Raw genomic sequence first — 21922 nt, forward strand, 5'->3', positions numbered from 1 at the left:
CGTGGTCTTGATCGGCCTAGCCGTGATGCAGGAAATCGCCGTAGCGACCGTCCCAGAACAGCAGCGGCTCCCCCCGGCGGACGCTGGCCCGAACGACCCGACCGACGAGAATCGCGTGATCGCCGCCGTCATGCACGGCCTCGGCGGCGCAATCGAAGCGGGCGAGGCAGCCGGGCAGGAGCGGCAGCCCCTCGGGCGTCTGCGATATCGCGAGACCGGAGAAATCGTCGCCCGTCCGGGCGAAGCGGCGGCAGAGGTCGAGCTGATCGGCGGCGAGCACGTGGATCGCGTAGTGGTCCGCGGCGACGAAGGCCGGAAACCGGGCCGAGGCGCGCGCCGGGCACCACAGGACCAGCGGAGGTTCGAGCGAGACGGAGGTGAAGCTGTTGGCGGTGATGCCGACGGGGCCGCGTTCGGACAGGGCCGTGACCACCGTGACACCGGTCGCGTACCGCGCAAGGGCCGCGCGGAAGTCGCGCTCGCCGCCGGTGCCGGGGGTGATCTGGTCCATCTCGCGGTCCTGTTGTCGTCCTTGAGGCCGGATCGGCCTCGTTCGCGGCGACAGGAAAACCACATTCCGGCAGCGAAGGCTACCCGGCACGGTGCCGGGCCGGGCCTGGATCAGGCTTCTTCTTCGCCGGTGTCGACCAGCCAGCCGCCGGGACCGGCGATGTGGTCGGGCAGGGCGAGGATCATCAGCTCGCGGACAAGGAGGCAGGCCAGAAGGCTTGCGGCGATCTCGTCAAAAGAAAACTGGGTCAGAAAATCCATTGTCCCCTCCAAGGTCCATGACCGGGACATTCGCCGTCAAAGCGGGCGCGATTGGGGCGGAGCGGTGACATTTCGCGGCCTTTGTCGTGATTTTCGCCGCCACCGAAGGGGTGGCTGTTGTCAAACGACAACGCCGCGCTCATCTTCTGCCGGCTGATCCGCGCAGTCGCGCTTGTTCTCGTGGCGGCGGCTTCCTATGTGGCTTCCAACTGCCAACGCCGCCGGGTCGAACCGGGCGGGCCACGGAGCGCCGGATGACAACCGCACTTCACTACTTCCGCTGGGCCTTCATCGTGACAGCGGTGGGGCTGGCCTTGGCCTTCTGGCTCGGCTGGGGCTACGATCACAGCCTTGCAGGCTCGATCAGCTTTTTTCTGATCGGCGCGGTGCTCGCGATCCTCGAAATCTCGCTGTCGTTCGACAACGCCATCGTCAACGCGAACAAGCTGAAAGAGATGGATCCCGTCTGGCAGCGCCGCTTCCTGACATGGGGCATCCTGATCGCGGTCTTCGGCATGCGGGTCGTCTTTCCGCTGCTCATCGTCGTCATCGCGGCGGGAATCGGCCCCTGGGAGGCGATCGAACTCGCCGCGACCCGGCCGGACGAATATGCCCGCATCATCGGCGGCGCGCATTTGTCCATCGCCGCCTTCGGCGGCACGTTCCTGATGATGGTGGCGCTGAATTACTTCGTTGACGAGGGCAAGGAGGTGGACTGGATCCGCAGCCTCGAATGCCAGCTTCGCCGCTGCGCGTCGATCCGCGGGCTGGAGATCGCCTTCGTCCTTGCGGTCGTGATGCTCTTCGCCGTCGTCCTGCCGGGGCATGAGACGGCGCGCTTCCTGTTCGCGGCAATCGGCGGGCTTCTGACCTTCCTTGCCGTCGAGGTGTTGGGCCATGTGCTCGACTCGCGCCAAGCCACGGTCGAGGTTGCCGCGCGGGGCGGGATTGGCGCATTCCTCTACCTTGAAGTGCTGGACGCGTCGTTCAGTTTCGACGGGGTGATCGGCGCCTTCGCGCTGACCCACAATCTCTTCCTCATCGCCATCGGCCTCGGCATCGGGGCGATGTATGTGCGCTCGATGACGATCATGCTGGTGGAGCGAAAGACCCTCTCCCAGTTCCGCTACCTCGAACATGGCGCGTTCTATTCGATCCTTGTCCTCAGCCTGATCATGTTCGCCCAGACGCTCTGGCATATTCCCGAACTTGTCACCGGCGTGCTCGGCTCCGGCTTCATCGGCGTCGCGCTGGTATCCTCGATCCTCTACAATCGCCGCCAGAGCGTCTGACCTGGCGCCGGGGCGGACCGTCTCGGGGGGCATCGAGCCCCCCTCGCCGGGATCCGCTGACGCGGCTCGGGCGTTGGAGGGGAACGGCGGTCACCGCCGGATGGGGTGTGGGTGCGGATCACTCGGGATGAAGCTCAATGGACGTTTGAAGCGATGGCTTGTCCGGGTGCGCCGGAAGGTGCCGCCCGGATTGCGGAGCCTGCTCGGGCTACTTCTCGTGGCGGGCGGCGTGCTCGGCTTTCTGCCGGTCCTCGGATTCTGGATGATCCCGCTCGGCATCCTCGTCATCGCGCTCGATGTGAAACCGCTCTTCCGCCGCATCCGGGAATGGCGACGCGGCGGACGGGAGCGCTAGACGGCCCCGGGTTGTTGACCGGCGGGCGGGGCGCTACATAGCGGCCATGACCGCCCGCGCCGCAATCCGAGATGCCGCCCGCCTGTCCGTCGCGCCGATGATGGACTGGACCGACCGCTATTGCCGGCTCTTTCACCGCCAGATCAGCCGGCAGGCGCTGCTTTACACCGAGATGGTGACGGCACCGGCCGTGATCCACGGCGATCGCGACCGGCTGCTGGGCTTCGACCAGACCGAACATCCGGTTGCCCTGCAACTCGGCGGCTCGGACCCGGCGGACCTGGCCGAGGCCACGCGGATCGCGGCTGACTACGGCTATGACGAGGTCAACCTCAATGTCGGCTGCCCGTCGGACCGGGTTCAGTCGGGCTGCTTCGGCGCGGTGCTGATGGAGCGGCCGGGCCTCGTCGCCGATTGCGTGGCGGCCATGATCGCGGCGGCGCCGGTGGAGGTCACGGTGAAATGCCGGATTGGCGTCGACGATCAGGTGCCGGAAGAGGTGCTGCCGGCCTTCCTCGAATCTGTTGCGGGTGCCGGGGTCGTGCGCTTTGCCATCCATGCCCGGAAGGCCTGGCTTAAGGGGTTGAGCCCGAAGGAAAACCGCGACATCCCGCCGCTCGACTATCCGCTCGTGATGGCAATGAAGCGGGCCTTTCCAGCGCTGCATGTCTCGGTCAACGGCGGCATCACCTCGCTCGGTCAGGCCGAGGCATTCCTCGCGGACGGTCTTGACGGGGTGATGGTCGGACGGGCGGCCTATCACGAACCCTATGAGGTGCTGGGGGAGGCCGATGCGCGCATCTTCGGCGCCGGCGCCGGACCTGACCGGTTCGAAGTGGTCGACCGGATGCGGCCCCATATCGCCCGCCGCCTCGAAACTGGCGGGCGGCTCCACCAGATCACCCGCCATATGCTCGGCCTCTTCCACGGCCAACCCGGCGCGAGAAGCTGGCGGCGCATCCTTTCCGAACGTGCCAACCTGCCGGGGGCCGGGCTTGAGGTTCTCGACGCGGCCCTGGCACCGATGCGCGATCTCGCCGCCTGACCTCCTTCATCTTGCCCTAAATATCCCCGCCGGAGGCGTCCCCGGCCTCAGACCCGCGCAGGCGCCGGGCGGGAGAGGATGAGCACCGCAAGCCCCGTCGCCGCCACGGCGCAAACGGCAATCGCGGCGACCATCGGCAGCGCGGTGCCGTCGAAGAACGGGCCCGTGAGCATGACCACGAGCCCGCCCGCGAGCATCTGCAACGTGCCGCCGAGCGAGGAGGCGAGGCCGGCGATCTCGCCATGATCGTCGAGCGCCATGACCATCACGGTCGGGATCACCAGGCCAAGGCAGGCATTGCCGAGGAAGAGCCCCGCCACGAGAACCGGCAGCGCGTCGATGCCGGACCCGATGAGCCCCAGCGTCGCAAGGGCGCAGGCGGCGAAACCCGCCGTCGCCCAGAGGACGACGCGCCGCGCGCCCCAGCGCGCCCCGAGACCGGCGGCAAGCTGGCTCGCGGCGAAAAAGCCGACGGCGTTGAGCGCGAAGGCCAGCGAGAACCCGGTCGGGCTCAGCCGGTATTGCCCGGTATAGACGAAGCTCGCCGAGGCGATGAACACGAAGAAGCTCGCCATGCCGAAGCCGCCGACGAAGGTCAGGCCCATGAACATCCGGTCACGCAGCAGCGTCGCGGTGCCCGTCGCGAGCGAGCGCAGGTTGACCGGCACCCGGTCCTCCGGCCTGAGCGTCTCGGGCAGGAGGAACCCGGTCATCAGGAGGCTCGCCACCGCGGCAAGGCAGAGGACCGCGAAGATCATCCGCCATCCGGCCACGGCGATCACGCCGGACCCGGCAAGCGGGGCCAGCATCGGAGAGACCGAGATCACCAGCATGATCAGCGCCATGAGCCGCGTTGCCGCGTGCCCGGTATGAAGATCGCGGATGATCGCGCGGGGAATGACCATGACGACCGCCGCGCCAAGCCCCTGCAGGAAGCGCCAGGCGGTCAGGGTGCCGATGCTGTCGGCCATGAGGCATCCGAGCGACCCGGCGATGAAGATCGCGAGGCCGAGATAGAGGGGCGGCTTCCGCCCGGCCTGGTCGGCCCATGGACCGTAGACGAGCTGCGCCAGGCCGAAGGCAATGAAGAATGCGGTGATCGTCATCTGTACGTCCGCGACGTCGGCGCCAAGCGCACGGCCGATCTCCGGCATCGCCGGCAGGTACATGTCGATCGAGAATGGCCCCACGGCGGAAAGCAGGCCGAGAATCGCCGCGGAACGGAACAATCCGCCTTGCATGACATGCCTCTCTTGGAATTTTGGGCCGGCGGCGCCGGTTTGCTCTGTTCGCAGCGTGAAGGATAACCTGCCGGGCCCGGGCGTCAAGCCGACCGTATCTCGATGAGCGGCGAGCGAGGGGGAAGCCTCATGCGGGTCCGGAAGGGTCGGGGAGGGGCAAAGCCTTCTGGCCAAGTCCGGCCCGTCCCTGTATCTGCCCCGGAAAGGACCGAGTGAAAGGATGCGCGATGCCGGGTTTGTCCGACCTCTTGCCGATGCTGTTGCTTCTGCTCGCGATCGGTGCCTTCGCGGGCGTCGTGGCCGGCCTTCTCGGCGTTGGCGGGGGCATCGTCCTCGTGCCGGCCTTCTACCATGCCTTTGCGAGCCTCGGATACGAAGGGCCGGATCTCATGCAGGTCTGCGTCGCGACCTCGTTGGCCACGATCATCGTGACCTCTGTGCGCTCGGTTCTCGCCCACAACCGCAAGGGCGCGGTGGACTGGAGCGTGCTGAAGGGCTGGGCGCCGGGGATCGCCGTCGGGGCGGTGCTCGGCGTCCTTGCGGTGGCGCAGCTTCGCACCCCGGCCTTGCAGGCGATCTTCGGCAGCCTCGCGCTGGCCGTGGCCTTCTATCTGGGGCTCGGCCGGGCCGAATGGCGGCTCGGCGCGGCGATGCCGGTCGGGGCGGGGCGGGCGGTCCTGTCGCCGCTTGTCGGCTTCCTGTCGGTCCTGATGGGGATCGGCGGCGGATCGTTTGGCGTGCCGCTGATGAGCCTCTTCGGCATGCCCATCCATCGCGCGGTGGCGACGGCGGCCGGATTCGGCGTTGTCATCGCCGTGCCGTCGGTCTCGGGGTTCCTCCTCAGTGCGGCCGACGTGCCGCCGCCCTTCACGGTCGGATCGGTCAATCTGCCGGCCTTCGTCGTGATCATCGCGATGACGCTGATCACGGCGCCCTGGGGGGTGCGGTTCGCCCATGCGATGGATCCGAAGCCGCTGAAACGGGTTTTCGCGGTCTTCCTCACGCTCGTGGCGCTTAACATGCTCCGCAAGTCGCTCGGCTGGTAGGGCGGGCTAGCGCGGATCGAGGCGGGCAAGGTAATCCTCGACCGTCTTGCCGGGTTCGGGCAGGAAGGCCCCGCCGTCATGTGCGAGAGACGTCACAAGATCGACGCGGAACATCCTGAAATCACTGGATAGATCGCACCAGGCGGTGAGTGTCCACGCACGCCCCCAATAGTCGAGGTGGAGCGGCCGGACGCGCCGCACCCTCTCGGCCCCGCTCGTATCGGGGTAACCGAGCGCGAGCGTCAGGTGATCGCGGATCGCCCGGCGGATCAGCGCGAGGAAGGGGGCCGCCCGTGCTGCCTCGGCGCTGGCGAAGACGAAGCTGTCGGCGCCGGGATCCTGCGCGCGGGCGGGGGCCACGGCGCCGATCTTCGCACGAAGCGAGGCTGCCGCGCGGGCTGTCGTCGGATCGGCGGCTCCGGCGACAAGGGTAATGCCGAGGCGCAGCGCCTCGAATTCGTCGCGGGTGAGCGTCATCGGCGGCAGTGTCGTCGGATCGCGGAGCTGGTAGCCCACCCCCCGCGCGCCCTCGACTGGCAGTCCCGACGCGGCAAGCGCCGTCATGTCGCGCCAGATCGTGCGGGTCGAGACGCCGAGACGGCGGCCGAGATCTTCGGCGCGGTGGAGCGTCCCGTCGCGCAGGATCTGGACGAGGTCGAAGAGGCGGTCGGAGCGGCGCATTGGGGTTGACCGGGACGATGATATGCGGGCAACTGACAAAATACTGTCAGTTGCCCCCCCTCCGCAAGGCCCTGGCGGCCGGTGACGCGTCCAAAGCGCTTTGACAGGCCGCCCGATGGGCCTACATCGGATAGATCAATTTCGGGCGCGAGGACATGCGCCCCAGGGAGACGAACATGCTCAACAACATCGGCATTCCGGGCCTTCTTCTGATCGCGGTCGTGGTCCTCGTGCTTTTCGGGCGCGGCAAGGTCTCCTCGCTCATGGGCGAGGTCGGCAAGGGTATCACCGCCTTCAAGAAGGGCGTGAAGGACGGCACGGACGAGATCGAGAAGGCTTCTGCGGACAAGGCCCGCGACGTGACCCCCGAGGACGAGAAGGACAAGGCCTGAGCCTTGACCTTCGCCTGATGGGGCGCGGCGGACATGTTTGACATCGGCTGGAGTGAGCTTCTGCTCATTGGCGTCGTGGCGCTGATCGTGGTCGGTCCGAAGGACCTGCCGGGGATGTTCCGAACGCTTGGGCGGTTCACCGCCAAGGCGCGGGCGATGGGACGGGAGTTCCAGCGCGCGATGGACGATGCGGCGAAGGAGACGGGCGTCAAGGAGACGGCTGACGAGCTCAAGGCAATGACATCGAAGAAGAACCTCGGTCTCGACGCGCTCGACAAGGCGGCGGCGAAGTTCGAGAAGTGGGATCCTTCGAAATCCTCGTCGGCGCCGAAAGGTCCGGCGACGCAGGCTCTGGCGGACAAGCGCGCCGCCGAAGCGGCAGAGCGCAAGGCGAAGCTTGCCGGGGCGCCGGAGCCGAAGGCCGCCTCGCCCGAGCCGGCCGCGAAGCCCGCGCCGAAAAAGGCGCCCGCGACGAAGACCGCCGCCAAGACCCCGGCCAAATCCGCGCCCGCGAAAAAGACGGCACCCGCGAAACCCTCGGCAGCGGCCAAGCCGAAGCCCCGAGCGAAGAAGGGCGAGGCATGAGCGAGGACAACATCGACGATTCGACCGCGCCGCTGATCGAGCATCTGGCGGAGCTGCGGACGCGCATCCTCTGGTCCCTCGCGGCCTTTCTGACCGCCATGGTGATCTGCTTTTCCTTCGGCAGCGCGATCCTCGATTTTCTGCTCGTGCCAATCGAGAAGACGATGCGCGCGCTTGGCAATACCAATCCGGTGATGCAGTACACCGCGCCGCAGGAATACTTCTTCACGCTGATCCGGATTTCGATGGTGGGCGGGTTGGTCCTCGCCTTTCCGGTCATCGCCTACCAGATGTGGCGGTTCGTGGCGCCGGGTCTGTATCGCAGCGAAAAGCAGGCGTTTCTGCCCTTCCTGATCGCCTCTCCGGCGCTGTTCCTGACCGGCGCGGCCTTCGCCCATTACCTCGTCGTGCCGCTGGCGATGAAGTTCTTCCTCGGCTTTGCCGATCTGCCCTCCTACTTCGCCGCCGTCTTCACGGGCGACAAGGCGGCGCAGCCCGCCACCGAGTCCGGCATCGACATCGTCTTCAACGGCAAGGTCAACGAGACCCTCGACATCACGCTGAAGATGATTGTGGCGTTCGGTCTCTGCTTCCAGCTTCCGGTGCTTCTGACGCTGATGGGCAAGGCCGGGCTGGCGAGTTCGCGCGGGCTCAGGAGTGTGCGCAAATACGCTGTCGTCGGCATTCTTGTCGTCGCCGCGATCGTGACGCCGCCGGACGTGACGACGCAGGTGATGCTCTTCACCGTGGTTTACGGGCTTTACGAGATCTCGATCTATCTGGTGCAATGGGTCGAGAAGAAGAAGGACGAAGAGGCGCGGGCCGAGGGGATCATCGGCGAGGACGAGAGCCTCTTCGACGATCCTGACGACACCGAAGACGAGACGACCAAGGCATGAACGAGGAGTTGCTGATCCGCGTGGCCGAAGCGCTGGAGCGCATGGCCCCCGCACCGCGCAAGACGCCGGATTTCGATGCGGCGGAGGCGTTCGTCTGGCATGTGGACCCCGACCGGCTGGAACCCGTGGGAGCGGTCAACCGGATCGACTTGCCGCTTCTCGTCGGGATCGAGCGGTCGCGGGACACGCTTCTGGCCAACACCCTCCAGTTCGCGCGCGGCCTGCCGGCGAACAACGCGCTTCTCTGGGGGGCGCGGGGGATGGGGAAATCCTCGCTCGTCAAGGCGGTCCATGCCGAGGTACGCCGGCAGGGCCTGCCGCTGAAGATCGTAGAGCTTGCGCGCGAGGATCTGCCCTCGGTCGGCCGGCTTCTCATGCATCTCAGAGCCGCACGGGACCACCGCTTCGTCCTCTTCTGCGATGATCTGTCCTTCAGCCACGACGACCAGCACTACAAGAGCCTTAAGGCCGTCCTCGACGGCGGGATCGAGGGGCGGCCAGACAACGTGATCCTCTACGCCACCTCGAACCGCCGCCACCTGATGCCGCGCGACATGATCGAGAACGAGCGCTCGACGGCGATCAACCCGTCCGAGGCGGTGGAGGAGAAGGTGTCGCTTTCGGACCGCTTCGGCCTGTGGCTCGGTTTCCATCCCTGCAGCCAGGACGAATACCTTGCCATGATCCGGGGCTATTGCGACGCCTATGGCGTCGCGATCGAGGACGAGGCGTTGCGCGCGGAAGCGATCGAGTGGCAGGCGACGCGGGGGGCGCGGTCGGGTCGGGTGGCCTGGCAGTATTTCACCGACTTGGCGGGGCGGCGCGGCGTCACGCTCTGATGCGCCCCTGCGGGCATCCATGTCCCGCTGGCCGGAATTTCACGACGAATAGAGGCATGAAGCCCCGGAGCCGAAGTGCGCCGGGGCTTCATGTGACCTTATTGCAGGTACGGCATCGGATCGACGCTGTCGAAGCCCTGGCGAACCTCGAAATGCAGGAAGGCGGGATCCGAGGACCGCACCTTCGCGATGGCCTGGCCGCGCTTGACCCTGTCACCCTTCGCGACCGTTATCCCGTCGATATTGGCATAGACCGTCAGCAGGTTTCCATCGTGCCGGATCACCAGGATCGGCACCTGCTCGGTATCCTTGGTGATCGCGGCGACGGTGCCGTCGCCGGCGGCGCCGACCGAGGTGCCGGCGCTGGCCGCGATGTCGATGCCCTCGTTCTTCTTCTTCTGGTAGCCGCGAATGATCTTGCCGGCGACCGGCATGGCGAGCTTCGCAGTCCCCGAGGCGGCGGTCTTCTGCGCCCCGAGATCGGCGGAGGGCGGCGTTTTGACCGGTTCCGCCTTGGGCGCGGTCTTTTCCGCTGGCAGCGGCTTTGCCGCCGAGGGGGGCGTGGGCGTGGGGGAACCCTCGCCGGGGGCGGTAACCACCTCGCGCGAGGGCGGCACTGCTGCGGCGACCGGGATCAGAAGGGTCTGGCCTTCGCGCACCGAAAGGTCGGGGCCGAGGCCGTTCCAGTCGGCGAGCGCCTTGACGTTGACGTTGTAGAGCCGGGCGAGGGAATAGGCCGTCTCGCCCCGCATCACCCGGTGCCGGATCGGTTCGGTGTTACCGATGGTGGAGGTGCTGACGCCCGATGCGGCCGGAGCCGAGGTTTGCCCCGCGCCCGCCCGGTCGATGGCACTTGATGCGATGGTTGTCACGTCGATGGCGCCGCCGGTGGAAGTGGCGGGGGCGCCTGTCAGCGGCGAAGGCTCGGCCACCTTGCGGGGCAGCGCCAGAACTTCGCCGTCGCGCAGCACCGCGCCGGGGGTAACGGCGTTGTAGTTGGCAAGCTCGCCGGCCGGCATGCCGATCCGGGCCGCGACCGTGTCGACCGTGTCGCCGCGCCGCGCAACCGCGACCTGGTAGCCGGGATAGGAGATGATGCCGCGCGCATCCGCGGCCGGACGCGCTGCCGCCTGACTCGCCGCCGCGGACGTGTCCAGCCCGGTCCCGCCGAAGCGCCTCAGATCCGGATCGAACCGGCCACCCGGCTGGCAGGCGGTGAGCATCAGGACGCCGATCCCGATCAGGGGCAGGCGGAAGGTATGGGTCGGGAAAGCTCGCATCGCTCGTATCCTCATCATCTCATCGGGGACCCTGTTGACCGGGTCTCTCATTCTGGTCCGGGCCGGTCTCAGTCCTGCGCCAGCCCCTCGACCAGCGGCACGAAGCGCACCGGTCGCAATTCCTCGTACTCATAGCCCTGAGGCGTGCGCGTGACCTTGATCAGGCTCTGCACCGTATCCGACTGCCCCACCGGCAAAACCATGATACCGCCTTCCCGAAGCTGAGCCAAGAGCGGCCCCGGAGGGTCTTCGGCCGCCGCAGTGACGATGATCCGGTCGAACGGCGCCTGATCGGGCAGGCCGTGGCTGCCGTCGCCGGCAAGGGCAGTGATGTTGGTGAGGTCGAGCGCGGCGAAGACCTTCTCGGCCTCGCGCACCAGCCGCCGGTGCCGGTCGATCGTATAGACCCTGCGGGCGAGAAGCGAGAGGATCGCGGCCTGGTAGCCGGAGCCGGTGCCCACCTCCAGCACCTTGTCGCGGGGGCTGACATGCAGGGCCTGCGTCATCAGCCCGACGACCGACGGCTGGCTGATCGTCTGGCCGCAGGCGATGGGCAGCGGCATGTCCTCATAGGCGCGGTCGGTGAAGATTCCGCGCACGAAGTCGCCCCGGTCGATCTTTTCCATAACCGTCAGCACCCGGGAATCCGTGACCCCCTTGGAGCGGAGCGCATAGAGAAAGCGCATCTTCCGCTCGGCAAGGTCGGTCATGCGAACCGCGCCTCCAGTTCGGAGAGCGTGTCATGTGCGGTCAGGTCCGCCCGCATCGGCGTGACCGAGATCCAGCCGTCGAGATTGGCCGCGACGTCGGTGCCGGGCGCCGTTGGCAGGTGCTGCGGGCCGCCTGTGATCCAGAGGAACTTGCGCCCCGAAGGCGAGACATGCGGCTCCACCCCGAAAAAGGTGTCGGTGCGGTAGCCCTGCGCCGTGACCTTCATCCCCTTCACATCCGCACCGACGATCGGCGGGAAATTGACGTTGTAGAACAGCCGGTAATCGCCCTTGTCCCAGATCCCCTTCTCCAGAAGCGCGCGGACGACGGCGATGCCATGATCGCGGGCGGCCTCGAACGGGGTTTCGAGATCCTCGGTGAGGGGGCCCATGAACTGCGACAGCGCGATGGCGGGCAGGCCCTGAAGGGCGGCTTCCATCGCGCCGCCGACCGTGCCGGAATAAAGCACGTTCTCGGCGGCGTTGTTGCCGCGGTTGATGCCGGAGAGGACGAGATCGGGCCGCTCGCCCTGAAGCACGTCGTAAAGCCCCGCGAGTACGCAGTCGGCCGGGCTGCCCTCGGCCGCGTAGCGGCGGGGGCCGAGTTTCATGATCATCATCGGATGGGTGTAGCTGATGCAGTGCGCGACCCCCGATTGCTCGAAGGCTGGCGCGACCGTCCAGACCTCGCCGCCCGGACCGGCGATTTCGTCCGCGATGGCGGTCAGGATTTCGAGTCCCGGCGCGTTGATGCCGTCGTCGTTGGTGATCAGGATGCGCATGCCCGGCCTCTTTCTGCTTGATCCCTGACTAAACCAGCCGGCGACAGCGGTAAAGCGCGCGGTGCAGGGAAAGGGGCCTGCGCGCGACGCGCTCAGAGCGTGGCGAGGATTCGGGCGGCCTCGTCGTGGATATCGGCGAGCTGCGCGCGATCCTCGCCGGGGAAGAAACGGGCGCGCGTCGCCGTCGCGGCCGGCCGTGGCGTCTCGATCAGAATCCGCGGGCCGATCTTCGCGCTCTCTGCCTGCCAGCTTTTCGCCAGGGCGATCTGCGCGGCCTTGGTGGCCCCGTAAGCGCCGAAGAACTTTTCGCCCGCATGGGGATCATCGAGGAACAGCGCCGTGCCCGCACCGGCGCGAAGCAGGGGCTCCACCAGCGGGATCAGGGTCGCGGTGGCGCGGAGGTTGCAGGCGACGGACTTGTCGAAATCCTTGGGATCGAGATGTCCGGCCGGCGCCAGCGGCGCGGCATGGATCGCCGCATGGACCCAGAGCCCGAGCTGGCCCCAGCGTCCAGCGACGGACTGGGCGAGATGCTCCATCGCCTTCGCGTCGGTGATGTCCATCGGCGCCAGGGTAGCACTGCCGCCCGCGGCCTGAATCCTGTCGTCGAGCTCCTCGAGCCCGCCGGTCGTGCGCGCGACGGCAAGCACGTGCCAGCCCGCCGCGCCGAGGGCTGCGGCGAGCGCGAAGCCGAGGCCGCGCGAGGCGCCGGTGACGAGGGCGAGTTTGGGAGTGTTCACGTCGGTCATGGCGCCCGTTTGGCATTGGCGCGGGGCAGGTGCAACAGATTTGATTGACAGGACGCCGCGCTGCGGCGAGATTGCGCGGCAAATCTGTCAGAGGAAGGATCGCCAGATGACACTCTCCAAGGCTCTCGTGCCGTCTCAGTCGCTCCTGACCCGTGCGGTCATGGTTCTGGGCGGGTCGCTCTTCATTGCGCTTGCCGCGCAGGTCTCGGTGCCGATGTTGCCGGTGCCGATGACGTTGCAGACCCTGGCGATCCTGATCGTCGGTTTCGCCTTAGGCGCGCGGATGGGTGCCCTGACGCTGCTTGCCTATCTCGGCGAGGGCGCGATGGGGCTGCCGGTCTTCGCAAATGGCATGAACGGTATCGCTTTCTTCGGTCCGACGGCCGGCTTCCTTGTCGGCTTCGTCGCGATGGCCGCCATGGTCGGCTATGCTGCCGACAAAGGCGCGAAAGGCTTCCTTCCGACCGCGCTGGTGGCGCTTCTCGCCTCCGCGCTCCTCTACATTCCGGGCGTTGCCTGGGCGATGTCGCTGGCCGAACTCGCCGGGATCGACACGGCGAAATGGGGCGCCGACAACGTCGGCATGGTGTGGCAGTACTACATGGCGCCGTTCCTCGCGGGCGACGCGGTCAAGGCCGTGATCGCGGCGCTGGTGGTGACCGGTGGCTGGGCCGCGCTGAAGAACCGCAAGGCCTGATTTCAGGCCTTGCCCAGCAGAAGGCTTGACCGCCGCGCCCTCGGGCGCGGCGGTTTCCTTTGGATCACCGCTCTTCGTGGAGGCGGGCGAGCGCGGCCTCGCACATGCCGTAGGGTTCCCACTCGCAGCCCGCGCAGAGCGTCCCGAGACTGCCTGGTGGCACGTTTTGACGGATGCGCGCCTTGGCCTCGCCCCAGGTGAGCCGCTCGCGCGGGTCAAGCTTCAGCGCAGCCGCATGGGCGCGGTCCAGGGCCCGGATCTCGGCGTCGTTCGTGCAGAGGCGCCCTCGGCGTTTCGGGCAGGGGGCGCAGATATCGTCGGCCGCGCCCGTGACCTCGATCTCCGTCGCATCCCCGTCCGCCGCGCGAAGCCGCCCTATGACGATGGCGGCCATATTGGCGGTGAAGCTGTCGGAATAGCCCTTTCCCTCGAAGCCGAGAGAGCAGAGGAAATGGTGGGGGCGGTAGCGGATCGGGCCTCCGGCGCTCACTCCGCCGCCTTCATCTCGAAGCCCTTGGCAATCTGGTCCGACGGCGCGACCGGGTATTCGCCGGAGAAACACGCATCGCAATATTGCGGGTGTTTGGCGTCGCGCCCAATGGCCTCGCCCGCCGCGCGGTAAAGGCCATCAAGCGAGATGAACTTGAGGCTGTCGACCCCGATCCAGTCGCGCATCTCGTCTTCCGACATCGTCGCGGCCAGCAGCTTGCCGCGGTCGGGCGTGTCGACGCCGTAAAAGCAGGGCCATGCGGTGGGGGGCGAGGCGATGCGGAAATGCACCTCGGCCGCGCCGGCATCGAGGATCATGTCCTTGATCTTGCGGCTGGTGGTTCCACGCACCACCGAGTCGTCCACCAGGATCACCCGCTTGCCCTTGATCAGCGCGCGGTTGACGTTGAGCTTCAGGCGCACACCCATATTGCGGATCTGCTCGGTCGGCTCGATGAAGGTGCGGCCCATATACTGGTTGCGGATGATCCCCATCGCATAGGGAATGCCCGATTGCTGGCTGAAGCCGATCGCGGCCGGTGTGCCGCTGTCGGGCACCGGGCAGACCAGATCGGCCTCGACCGGGGCCTCTTTCGCCAGTTCCACACCGATCTGACGGCGGGTCTCATAGACCGAGCGGCCACCGATGATGCTGTCCGGGCGGCTGAAATAGACATGTTCGAAGATGCAGAACCGCGATTTCGTCGTGCCGAAGGGGCGCGTGCTTTCGACCTTTCCCTTCGAGATCACCACCATCTCGCCCGGCTCGATCTCGCGCACGAACTCCGCGCCGATGATGTCGAGCCCGCAGGTCTCGGACGAGAGCGCAAAACCGTCATCGCCGACCTTGCCGAGGACGAGCGGCCGCACCCCGAGCGCATCACGAACCCCGATGAGCTTGGTGCGGGTCATGGCGATGACCGAGAAGGCGCCTTCGACCGCCCGCAGCGCGTCCTTCATCCGCTCCGGAATCGACTTCTGGATCGACCGCGCCATCAGGTGAATGATGCATTCGCTGTCTGACGAGGACTGGAAGATCGCTCCGCGCTCGATCAGGTCGCGGCGGAGCGAGGCGGCGTTGGTCAGGTTGCCGTTATGTGCGATGGCGACGCCGCCCATGGCCAGTTCGCCGAAGAACGGCTGCACGTCGCGAATCGCGGTGGAGCCCTTGGAGCCGGCGGTCGAATAGCGCACGTGGCCGATGGCGAGGCTGCCGGGCAGCGTCTCCATCACGTCGGGCTTGGTGAAGTTGTCACGGACATAGCCGAAGCGCTTGGCATTGTTGAAGCCTTCGGCCGGGTCGTAGGCGACGATGCCGCCCGCCTCCTGACCGCGGTGCTGAAGGGCGTGCATCCCCAGCGCCACGAAGTTCGCGGCATCTGCAACGCCGATGACGCCGAAGACGCCGCATTCCTCCTTCAACTTGTCGTCGTCGAAGGGGTGGGCGAGGTGTCTGCGCATTGCGCGGTTCTCCGAATCCGGGCAGGACGAATTGCCCCCCGTTTAGAGCCTCGCGGCGCCCATGTCACGCCCATGTAACGGGCGCGCAGTAAACGATTCGTCAGTTTCCGGGCGCGGTCAGGGTTTTGGCGCCGGATCCGTCGGTCGTGCCCGGACTTCCGGTGGCGGTGCTGGTGGGCGCGCCGCAATCGCCGACGAGATCCTGATAGCGGGCAAGGATCCAGCCCGGCGCATCCTGGGGCACTTCCTCGTTCAGACGCTGCTGAAGCGAGGCGAAGACCTTGGCCGATTGCGAGTTGTCGACGACGGGGACGGTCGAGTTCACCAGCACCCGGTCGTAGACGACGAAGGCTACCGCCACCAGAAGGATGCCGCGCAGCACGCCGAAGAGGAACCCGAGGCCCTGGTCGATGCCGCCGAGCGCCGAACGCTGCACGGCAGAGGAAAACAGCGGCGTGAAGATCGACATCACGATCAACGACAGCGCGAAGACGCCGGCGAAGGCCGCGATGATCGACAATTCGCAGCTGTCGCCGAGGAACTTGTCGAGGACCGGAATCTGCTTGATCAAGGGCTCGGCCTGCGGCGCGAAGACGAAGGCCAGAACGGCCGCCGCGACCCAGCCGGCGATGGCGAGGATTTCGCGCACGAAGCCCCGGCTATAGGCCAGGATCGCCGACATCAGAATGATGACGGCCACCACGGCGTCGACGATCGTGAAACCTTCCATGCCCTCGCTCCTCGCGTTCAGCCTGCGGCGAACATCTCGCCGACAAACGTCGTTAGATCGGGCATCTTGCGCACCCGCATCCCGCCGCCGGGCTCAACTTTCGAGCGATCCGGCGCGACTGCCTGTGAGAAACCAAGTTTTTGTGCTTCTTTCAACCTGTTTTCGGTCTGGCCGACCGGACGCAACGCGCCCGAGAGACTGATTTCCCCGAAAACGACCATGTCCGGCGGCAATGCCACGTCCTCCCTCGCCGAAAGTAACGCCGCGGCAACCGCGAGATCGGCGGCCGGTTCGGAGACGCGCATGCCCCCGGCGACGTTCAGAAACACGTCGAGCCCGGCGAAGGGGATGCCGCAGCGGGATTCGAGAACCGCGAGGATGGTCGAAAGCCGCCCGCTGTCGAGGCCGACGACCGTGCGGCGCGGCGTGCCGGGCGGCGAGGGCGCGACGAGGGCCTGGATCTCCGTCAGCACCGGCCGCGTGCCCTCGATCCCGGCGAAGACGGCCGAGCCGGGGCTTGCCTGACCGCGCTCGGACAGGAAAAGCGCGGACGGGTTCGCCACCTCGGCAAGCCCGCCGCCGGTCATCTCGAAGACGCCGATCTCGTCAGCCGGGCCGAAACGGTTCTTGACGGCGCGCAGGATTCGGAACTGGTGGCCGCGCTCGCCCTCGAAATAGAGGACCGTGTCGACCATATGCTCGACCACGCGGGGGCCGGCGATCTGACCCTCCTTGGTGACATGACCGACGAGAATGACCGAGGTGCCGCGCTTCTTGGCGAAACTCACCAGTTCATGCGCGGCGGCGCGGACCTGGCTGACCGAGCCGGGGGCGGCCTCGACATGGTCGGCCCACATCGTCTGGATCGAATCGATGATCGCGAGGTCGGGGCGCGCCGCGTCGAGCGTCGTGAGGATGTCGCGCAAGTTCGTTTCGGCCGCGAGCTGCACCGGCGCGTCAGAAAGGCCGAGGCGTTGTGCCCGCATCCGCACCTGCGCGCTCGCCTCTTCGCCCGAGACGTAAAGGCAGGAGAGGCCGGACTGTGCGAAGCTCGCCGCGGCCTGCAAAAGCAGCGTCGACTTGCCGATTCCGGGATCGCCGCCGACGAGGATCGCCGAGGCCGGGACCAGCCCGCCACCGAGCACCCGGTCGAGCTCGCCGAGCCCGGAGGCGGCGCGCGGCGGAGGGGTTTCCTTCGTGGCAAGTGTCGTGAGTTCGATCTTCCGTCCCTTTGTGGCGCCGAGGGATTTGCTCGACGGGCCGGCCGAGAGCGGCGCCTCCTCGACGATGGAATTCCATGCCCCGCAAGCATCGCAACGCCCCGCCCATTTCTTGTGGACGGCGCCGCATTCCGCACAGGTGAAGGAAGGGGTCGATTTCGCCATGGCCACTTCCTGCCCGAAGCCGCGAAAGGCCGCAAGGGCGGAGCGGGGGCGCGGCCCCGTGGGCCGGAAATATCCCCGCCGGAGGCACCCCGCGTCAGCGGGTCCGCGACGGCGTCCGCGCGCGCTCGGTCAGATGCGAGATTGCGAGGCTTGCAAGGATGCAGGCGGTGAAGAGATAGAGCCCCCAGGCCGTTTCGATCCGACCGACACCAACCCCCTTGGCCAGAACGATGTAGATGGCGATGAGAAAGATGTCGGCCATCGCGAGCCGCCCGAGCGCGTGCAGGACACCGAGGATGCGTGGCGAGGCAAGGCGGAACTGCACCAGAGCGAGGCCGATCGTCTTCATGTAAGGAGCGAAGACCGCAAGGAAGGTGACGAGGAGGGCGAGCGCCACGTCCTTCTCCCAGAGCGCCTGCAACCCGGTCACGACCGAGATTGCTTCGAGATCGAAGACGGGCAGGAGGCCGGCCCGGAGGAGGGGGGCGAACCACGCGACAGGAAACAGGATCAGGAGCAGGAGGTTGGCGGCGCGGAGCATGACCGAACCGATACACGAGCCTCGACGGCGCGCCAAGGGCTGGCCTCAGTAGACCATTTTCCGCCGCCGACGCTTCAACGCGACCGCGACGAAGAGCCAGAGCCAGAAGCAAAGCCAGGACAGACCAAGGGCCAGGGCGTGGCGCCGGCCGAGCTCCGTCCCGCCGTCGCCGAGTGCGACGACGGCAAGGCCGACGACGCCGAGGTTGAACACCAGCGACGCCGCCGAAACCGCGATTCCGACAATCGGCCAAACCGCGCGGCCTCCGCGCCGGCGCACGTGTCCCGCGCGCTTCACGCAGGCGCGCAAGCTGAGGATCGGGGGGATACAGAACAGGGCAATCAATACGGAGATTACGGGCAAGGCGCCCTGAGCCGAAGTCATCATACCTCTCCAGCCCGCATCCTATGGCCAAAAGGCTAGGGGGTGGATGGGTAAAAGTCAAATCGTGGCCGGTGCTTAGGCGAAGGCGTGCCAGTCCTCGGGAGGGGAAGCGGTCAGCGAACCGCCTCGATCGGCCCTTCGGCCCGGCCATGAATGAACTGCTGGACATAAGGGTCTGATGTCGCGTCCATTTCCGCGATTGGTCCCGTCCACTGAATGACGCCGTCATGGAGCATCGCGACCCGGTCGGCAATGGCGCGGACCGAGGTCATGTCGTGGGTGATCGTCATCGCGGTCGCACCCATTTCGGTCACGATTTCGCGAATGAGTTCATTGATGACGCCGGCCATGATCGGGTCGAGACCCGTCGTCGGCTCGTCGAAGAAGATGATCTCGGGCTCCGCGGCGATGGCGCGGGCGAGGCCCACGCGTTTCTGCATGCCGCCGGAAAGCTCGGCGGGGAAGAGGTCGGCGGTTTCGGGTTTCAGCCCGACGCGGCGCAACTTCTCTATCGCGATCTCGCGCGCCTCGGATTTCGGACGTTTCAGCGATCCGCGCAGAAGCCGGAAGGCGACATTCTGCCAGACCGGCAGGGAGTCGAAGAGCGCGCCGCCCTGAAAGAGCATGCCAAAGCGGGCGAGGAAGGCGTCGCGGGCTTTTGTGTCGGCGTTCTGGCCATCGACGGTGATCACACCGCTATCAGGATGAACTAGGCCGAGGATGCATTTGAGAAGAACGGATTTTCCGGTACCGGAGCCGCCGATGATCACCATGCTCTCGCCCGACGGAATCGTCAGGTTCACGCCGCGCAGGACGCGGTTCTTTCCGAAGGCCTTGTGAACGTCCGTCAGCGTGATCATGCGGCGAAGAAGACCTCCGTCAAGAGGTAGTTCGCGGCGAAGATGAGGACCGAGGCGGCGACGACCGCCGATTTCGTGGCCCTACCGACGCCTTGCGCGCCACGTTCGGAATGCATGCCGTAGTAGCACCCCATGAGGGCGACGATGAAGCCGAAGGCGGCGCCTTTCCAGAGGCCCGACACCACATCCCAGACTTCGAGGAATTCGCGGGTGTTCCTGAGATAGGCTGCCGGGTTGAACCCAAGGCGGTTCACGCCGACGAGGTAGCCGCCGAAAATGCCGATGCTGTCGCCGACCGCGACCAGAACGGGCACCGCGAGCGTTGCCGCGAGGACCCTCGGAACCGTAAGGTATTTCATGGGGTTGGTGGAGAGAGTAACCAGCGCGTCGATCTGCTCGGTCACTTTCATCGTGCCGATCTCGGCGGCGATGGAGGAGGCGACGCGGGCCGCGACCATTAGGCCGCCGAGAACCGGCCCAAGCTCCCGCACCATGCCGATGGCGACGATGGAGGGCACGACCGCCTCGGCCGAGAACCGCGCGCCGCCCGCGTAGATCTGCAAGGCAAGGGCGCCGCCGGTGAACAGCGCCGTCATGCCGACGACCGGCAGGCTGAACCAGCCGATCTGCATCAGGGCCTGTAGGAATTCCTTCGGGTAGAAGGGCGGGCGCACGAGGTGGCTGATTGTCTCGCCCGCGAAGAGCGCGATCCGGCCAAGCGTCGCGAGGCCGAGAAGGACGAGGCGCCCGACGGCCGCGACGGGGGCGAGGATGCTCATCCGGCCGCGCCCTTGTAGCGGCGCGCGTAACGGGCGCCGAGGGCGGTCAGGATCTCGTAGCCGATGGTTCCGGCCGCATCGGCAAGGGCATCGACACCTTGTCCGGGACCGAGGATGTCGAGGCTCTCGGGCGCGTGCCCGAGATTCGTGACGTCCGCCGCCATGAGGTCCATCGACACCCGGCCGACGAGCGGGCAGGCCGTGTCGCCGGCGAAAACCCGGGCTCGTCCGCTCATCGCGCGGATCAGCCCGTCGGCGTAGCCTGAGCTCAAGGTTACGATTCGGGATGGCCGCGATGCGGTCCAGCGGTTGCCGTAGCCGACCGTCTCGCCCGGTGCCACGTCGCGGATCTGGACGACCGGCAACGACAACCGGACGACGGGGGCGGCTTCGGCAAACGGGGCGCCGCCGTAAAGGCCGATGCCGGGACGCGTCACGTCGAAATGATAGTCGCGCCCGAGCAGGATGCCGCCCGTCGCCGAGAGCGACCGCGTCACGCCGGTGCCATCCGTCATGCGCCGGAAATTCGCGAGTTGCGCGGGGTTCATCGGGTGGTCGGGCTCATCGGCGCAGGCGAGGTGCGACATCAGAAGCCGTGGCGCGCGCGGCAAGAGCACCGGGGCCATGTCCCGCCACTCGGCCTCTTCCATGCCGAGGCGGTTCATGCCGGTATCGAGCTGCACGCCGAAGGGCGCGTCGGGCAGGCTCTCCAGATGCCGCCTGGCCTGTTCGGCACTGTTCAGAAGCGGGATCAGCCGCGCCTCGGCAATCATCCCGGCATCACCATGCATGTGGCCGGTGAACACGAAGATCTCGGCGGCATCCCCGATCGCGCGGCGAAGCCGCGTGCCCTCGGCCGCTTCCGCGACGAAGAAGCGCCGCGCACCGGCCGAGAATAGGGCAGGCGCAACCTTGTCGGCACCGAGGCCATAGCAGTTCGCCTTGACGACAGCCCCGGCCTCGGCCGTGCCCGATGCGGCGGCCAGCGCCCGCCAGTTGGCGGTGATCGCGTCGAGATCGATTGTGAGAAGCGCCTGTGCCATGGCCGGTCTTTTGGCAGGCCGGTCGGAAGGTGACAAGAGGAATGCGGCCCCGTCAGCGGAAGTCGTCGAAGCTTCGGTTGCGCTGCCACATCTTCTCGCCGATCTCGCAATCGTAGGCTGCGCCGGCCTGAACCCGGATCAGGCGCTCGGGCGGTCCGCCCGCGATTTCGAGGACGAGCTTGCGGGTGACCGCGCCGGTGAAATCGCGCCAGTCCGTGACCGGCACCACGAATGCCCCCGGCCCGCCAATCACGCAGAGCGTGTAATAGACGTCGAGGTCGTCAAGCCGCCAAGCCGCGCCCGCGATGTCGCGGGTCATCAGGGGCAGGCCGTTGATGACGATCCCTTCCGCCAGAACCTCGTCGCGCGCCGCGGTGACGAGGCCGCCCTGGTTGTTGGGGCCGTCGCCGGAAATGTCAATGACCCGCCGGAGGCCATCGAAGTCGTTCGAGGCGATCAGAAACGCACCGGCGCGCAGGGCCGACGCGATCGAGGTCCGGCTTTGCGTCATGGTCCGGTTGGATTCCAGCACGGCGGCGACGGCATCGAGATCGGCTCGGCCCTCGATCAGGGTCCAGTCCTGAACGACCCGGTGCCGATGTTCTCCGGCCCATTCGACATAGGCGAGGGCGATCCGCCCGGTGAAGGACCGTCCGAGCGCGGCGGCGACGGCGTCGCTGCGCAACGCTTCCGCGTAACCGCGCCGCTGGATCCCCAGCTCCGCCGGCGACATGGAGCGCGACACATCGACAAGGAGCAGAAGCTCAAGGTCCACCTCCTCGGCATGGAGACGATGCGCGAGGAGGGCCATCAGCGTGAGGACAAGAACAAGAACGCGCAGCCGCATGGCCAAGCGTTACCCGGCATATGCGGCCTGTCCATTCAA

Annotated in this window: 27 protein-coding genes; 9 read left to right on the forward strand and 18 right to left on the reverse strand. The window is 67.1% G+C overall.

Features of this window, described 5'->3' with window-relative positions:
* Positions 1-16: 16 nt before the first annotated feature.
* Positions 17-511: a flavin reductase family protein gene (locus V5734_RS08870; protein ID WP_347313139.1), complete on the reverse strand. Its 495-nt coding sequence runs from the start codon at positions 509-511 to the stop codon at positions 17-19.
* A gap of 110 nt (positions 512-621) precedes the next feature.
* Positions 622-771, reverse strand: a complete 150-nt coding sequence (locus V5734_RS08875; protein WP_347313140.1) for a hypothetical protein — start codon at positions 769-771, stop codon at positions 622-624.
* Between the two features lie 254 nt (positions 772-1025).
* On the opposite strand from V5734_RS08875, the gene V5734_RS08880 reads away from it, so the two are divergent.
* The 3 genes from V5734_RS08880 to dusA all read left to right on the forward strand — a co-directional run bounded on the left by V5734_RS08880 (position 1026) and on the right by dusA (position 3463).
* Positions 1026-2063, forward strand: coding sequence for a DUF475 domain-containing protein (locus V5734_RS08880; RefSeq protein ID WP_347313141.1), 1038 nt, complete (start codon positions 1026-1028; stop codon positions 2061-2063).
* Between the two features lie 127 nt (positions 2064-2190).
* A complete protein-coding gene (locus V5734_RS08885; protein WP_347313142.1) occupies positions 2191-2418 on the forward strand; it encodes a hypothetical protein in 228 nt (75 codons plus the stop codon).
* 97 nt (positions 2419-2515) lie between these two features.
* Positions 2516-3463, forward strand: a complete 948-nt coding sequence (gene dusA / locus V5734_RS08890) for a tRNA dihydrouridine(20/20a) synthase DusA (protein WP_347313603.1) — start codon at positions 2516-2518, stop codon at positions 3461-3463.
* A gap of 47 nt (positions 3464-3510) precedes the next feature.
* Here the strand turns inward: dusA and V5734_RS08895 are convergent, their stop codons facing one another.
* Positions 3511-4704, reverse strand: a complete 1194-nt coding sequence (locus V5734_RS08895) for a multidrug effflux MFS transporter (RefSeq protein WP_347313143.1) — start codon at positions 4702-4704, stop codon at positions 3511-3513.
* Between the two features lie 227 nt (positions 4705-4931).
* Here V5734_RS08895 and V5734_RS08900 point away from each other — a divergent pair, with 227 nt between their 5' ends.
* Positions 4932-5750, forward strand: coding sequence for a sulfite exporter TauE/SafE family protein (locus V5734_RS08900; protein WP_347313144.1), 819 nt, complete (start codon positions 4932-4934; stop codon positions 5748-5750).
* A 6-nt stretch (positions 5751-5756) separates the two neighbouring features.
* Here the strand turns inward: V5734_RS08900 and V5734_RS08905 are convergent, their stop codons facing one another.
* Positions 5757-6431, reverse strand: coding sequence for a helix-turn-helix transcriptional regulator (locus V5734_RS08905; RefSeq protein ID WP_347313145.1), 675 nt, complete (start codon positions 6429-6431; stop codon positions 5757-5759).
* Positions 6432-6607: 176 nt separating this feature from the next.
* On the opposite strand from V5734_RS08905, the gene tatA reads away from it, so the two are divergent.
* Genes tatA through V5734_RS08925 form a run of 4 tightly spaced genes read left to right on the forward strand, consistent with a single transcriptional unit; the run spans position 6608 to position 9146 of the window.
* Entirely contained in the window at positions 6608-6823 is a 216-nt protein-coding gene (tatA, locus tag V5734_RS08910; protein ID WP_347313146.1) for a twin-arginine translocase TatA/TatE family subunit, read from the forward strand.
* Positions 6824-6856: 33 nt separating this feature from the next.
* The gene (gene tatB, locus V5734_RS08915) at positions 6857-7408 is read left to right on the forward strand and encodes a Sec-independent protein translocase protein TatB (protein ID WP_347313147.1); all 552 of its coding nucleotides are present in this window, start codon (positions 6857-6859) and stop codon (positions 7406-7408) included.
* The gene (tatC, locus tag V5734_RS08920) at positions 7405-8307 is read left to right on the forward strand and encodes a twin-arginine translocase subunit TatC (RefSeq protein WP_347313148.1); all 903 of its coding nucleotides are present in this window, start codon (positions 7405-7407) and stop codon (positions 8305-8307) included. The genes tatB and tatC overlap by 4 nt, the downstream gene beginning before the upstream one ends.
* Positions 8304-9146, forward strand: a complete 843-nt coding sequence (locus V5734_RS08925; protein ID WP_347313149.1) for an ATP-binding protein — start codon at positions 8304-8306, stop codon at positions 9144-9146. The genes tatC and V5734_RS08925 overlap by 4 nt, the downstream gene beginning before the upstream one ends.
* A 98-nt stretch (positions 9147-9244) precedes the next feature.
* Here the strand turns inward: V5734_RS08925 and V5734_RS08930 are convergent, their stop codons facing one another.
* The 4 genes from V5734_RS08930 to V5734_RS08945 all read right to left on the reverse strand — a co-directional run bounded on the left by V5734_RS08930 (position 9245) and on the right by V5734_RS08945 (position 12667).
* The gene (locus V5734_RS08930; RefSeq protein ID WP_432759674.1) at positions 9245-10426 is read right to left on the reverse strand and encodes a peptidoglycan DD-metalloendopeptidase family protein; all 1182 of its coding nucleotides are present in this window, start codon (positions 10424-10426) and stop codon (positions 9245-9247) included.
* 68 nt (positions 10427-10494) lie between these two features.
* On the reverse strand, positions 10495-11136 hold the full coding sequence (locus V5734_RS08935) for a protein-L-isoaspartate(D-aspartate) O-methyltransferase (RefSeq protein ID WP_347313150.1): 642 nt from the start codon (positions 11134-11136) through the stop codon (positions 10495-10497).
* Positions 11133-11918: a 5'/3'-nucleotidase SurE gene (gene surE, locus V5734_RS08940; RefSeq protein ID WP_347313151.1), complete on the reverse strand. Its 786-nt coding sequence runs from the start codon at positions 11916-11918 to the stop codon at positions 11133-11135. Before surE ends, V5734_RS08935 begins: the two co-directional genes overlap by 4 nt.
* A gap of 92 nt (positions 11919-12010) precedes the next feature.
* Complete coding sequence (locus tag V5734_RS08945) at positions 12011-12667, reverse strand: SDR family NAD(P)-dependent oxidoreductase (RefSeq protein ID WP_347313152.1); 657 nt, start codon at positions 12665-12667, stop codon at positions 12011-12013.
* Positions 12668-12773: 106 nt separating this feature from the next.
* Here V5734_RS08945 and V5734_RS08950 point away from each other — a divergent pair, with 106 nt between their 5' ends.
* A complete protein-coding gene (locus tag V5734_RS08950) occupies positions 12774-13364 on the forward strand; it encodes a biotin transporter BioY (RefSeq protein WP_347313153.1) in 591 nt (196 codons plus the stop codon).
* 64 nt (positions 13365-13428) lie between these two features.
* Here the strand turns inward: V5734_RS08950 and V5734_RS08955 are convergent, their stop codons facing one another.
* The 10 genes from V5734_RS08955 to V5734_RS09000 all read right to left on the reverse strand — a co-directional run bounded on the left by V5734_RS08955 (position 13429) and on the right by V5734_RS09000 (position 21883).
* Entirely contained in the window at positions 13429-13854 is a 426-nt protein-coding gene (locus V5734_RS08955; RefSeq protein ID WP_347313154.1) for a DUF1284 domain-containing protein, read from the reverse strand.
* Positions 13851-15314, reverse strand: coding sequence for an amidophosphoribosyltransferase (gene purF / locus V5734_RS08960; RefSeq protein WP_347313155.1), 1464 nt, complete (start codon positions 15312-15314; stop codon positions 13851-13853). Before purF ends, V5734_RS08955 begins: the two co-directional genes overlap by 4 nt.
* Positions 15315-15414: 100 nt before the next feature.
* Positions 15415-16044 carry a CvpA family protein gene (locus V5734_RS08965; protein ID WP_347313156.1) on the reverse strand — a complete coding sequence of 210 codons (630 nt, stop codon included), beginning with the start codon at positions 16042-16044 and terminating at the stop codon, positions 15415-15417.
* 17 nt (positions 16045-16061) lie between these two features.
* A complete protein-coding gene (gene radA, locus V5734_RS08970; protein WP_347313157.1) occupies positions 16062-17429 on the reverse strand; it encodes a DNA repair protein RadA in 1368 nt (455 codons plus the stop codon).
* Between the two features lie 94 nt (positions 17430-17523).
* A complete protein-coding gene (locus V5734_RS08975; protein ID WP_347313158.1) occupies positions 17524-17970 on the reverse strand; it encodes a paraquat-inducible protein A in 447 nt (148 codons plus the stop codon).
* Positions 17971-18015: 45 nt separating this feature from the next.
* Entirely contained in the window at positions 18016-18354 is a 339-nt protein-coding gene (locus V5734_RS08980) for a hypothetical protein (protein ID WP_347313159.1), read from the reverse strand.
* A gap of 113 nt (positions 18355-18467) precedes the next feature.
* Positions 18468-19214, reverse strand: coding sequence for an ABC transporter ATP-binding protein (locus tag V5734_RS08985; protein ID WP_347313160.1), 747 nt, complete (start codon positions 19212-19214; stop codon positions 18468-18470).
* Positions 19211-19993, reverse strand: a complete 783-nt coding sequence (locus tag V5734_RS08990) for an MlaE family ABC transporter permease (protein WP_347313161.1) — start codon at positions 19991-19993, stop codon at positions 19211-19213. The genes V5734_RS08985 and V5734_RS08990 overlap by 4 nt, the downstream gene beginning before the upstream one ends.
* Positions 19990-21036 carry an alanine racemase gene (alr, locus tag V5734_RS08995; protein ID WP_347313162.1) on the reverse strand — a complete coding sequence of 349 codons (1047 nt, stop codon included), beginning with the start codon at positions 21034-21036 and terminating at the stop codon, positions 19990-19992. Before alr ends, V5734_RS08990 begins: the two co-directional genes overlap by 4 nt.
* A 52-nt stretch (positions 21037-21088) precedes the next feature.
* Positions 21089-21883 (reverse strand): DUF1194 domain-containing protein, encoded by a 795-nt coding sequence (locus V5734_RS09000; protein WP_347313163.1) that lies wholly within the window; start codon positions 21881-21883, stop codon positions 21089-21091.
* Between the last annotated feature and the right edge of the window lie 39 nt (positions 21884-21922).

Source organism: Defluviimonas sp. SAOS-178_SWC, assembly GCF_039830135.1.
In the GTDB taxonomy this organism is placed as follows: domain Bacteria; phylum Pseudomonadota; class Alphaproteobacteria; order Rhodobacterales; family Rhodobacteraceae; genus Albidovulum.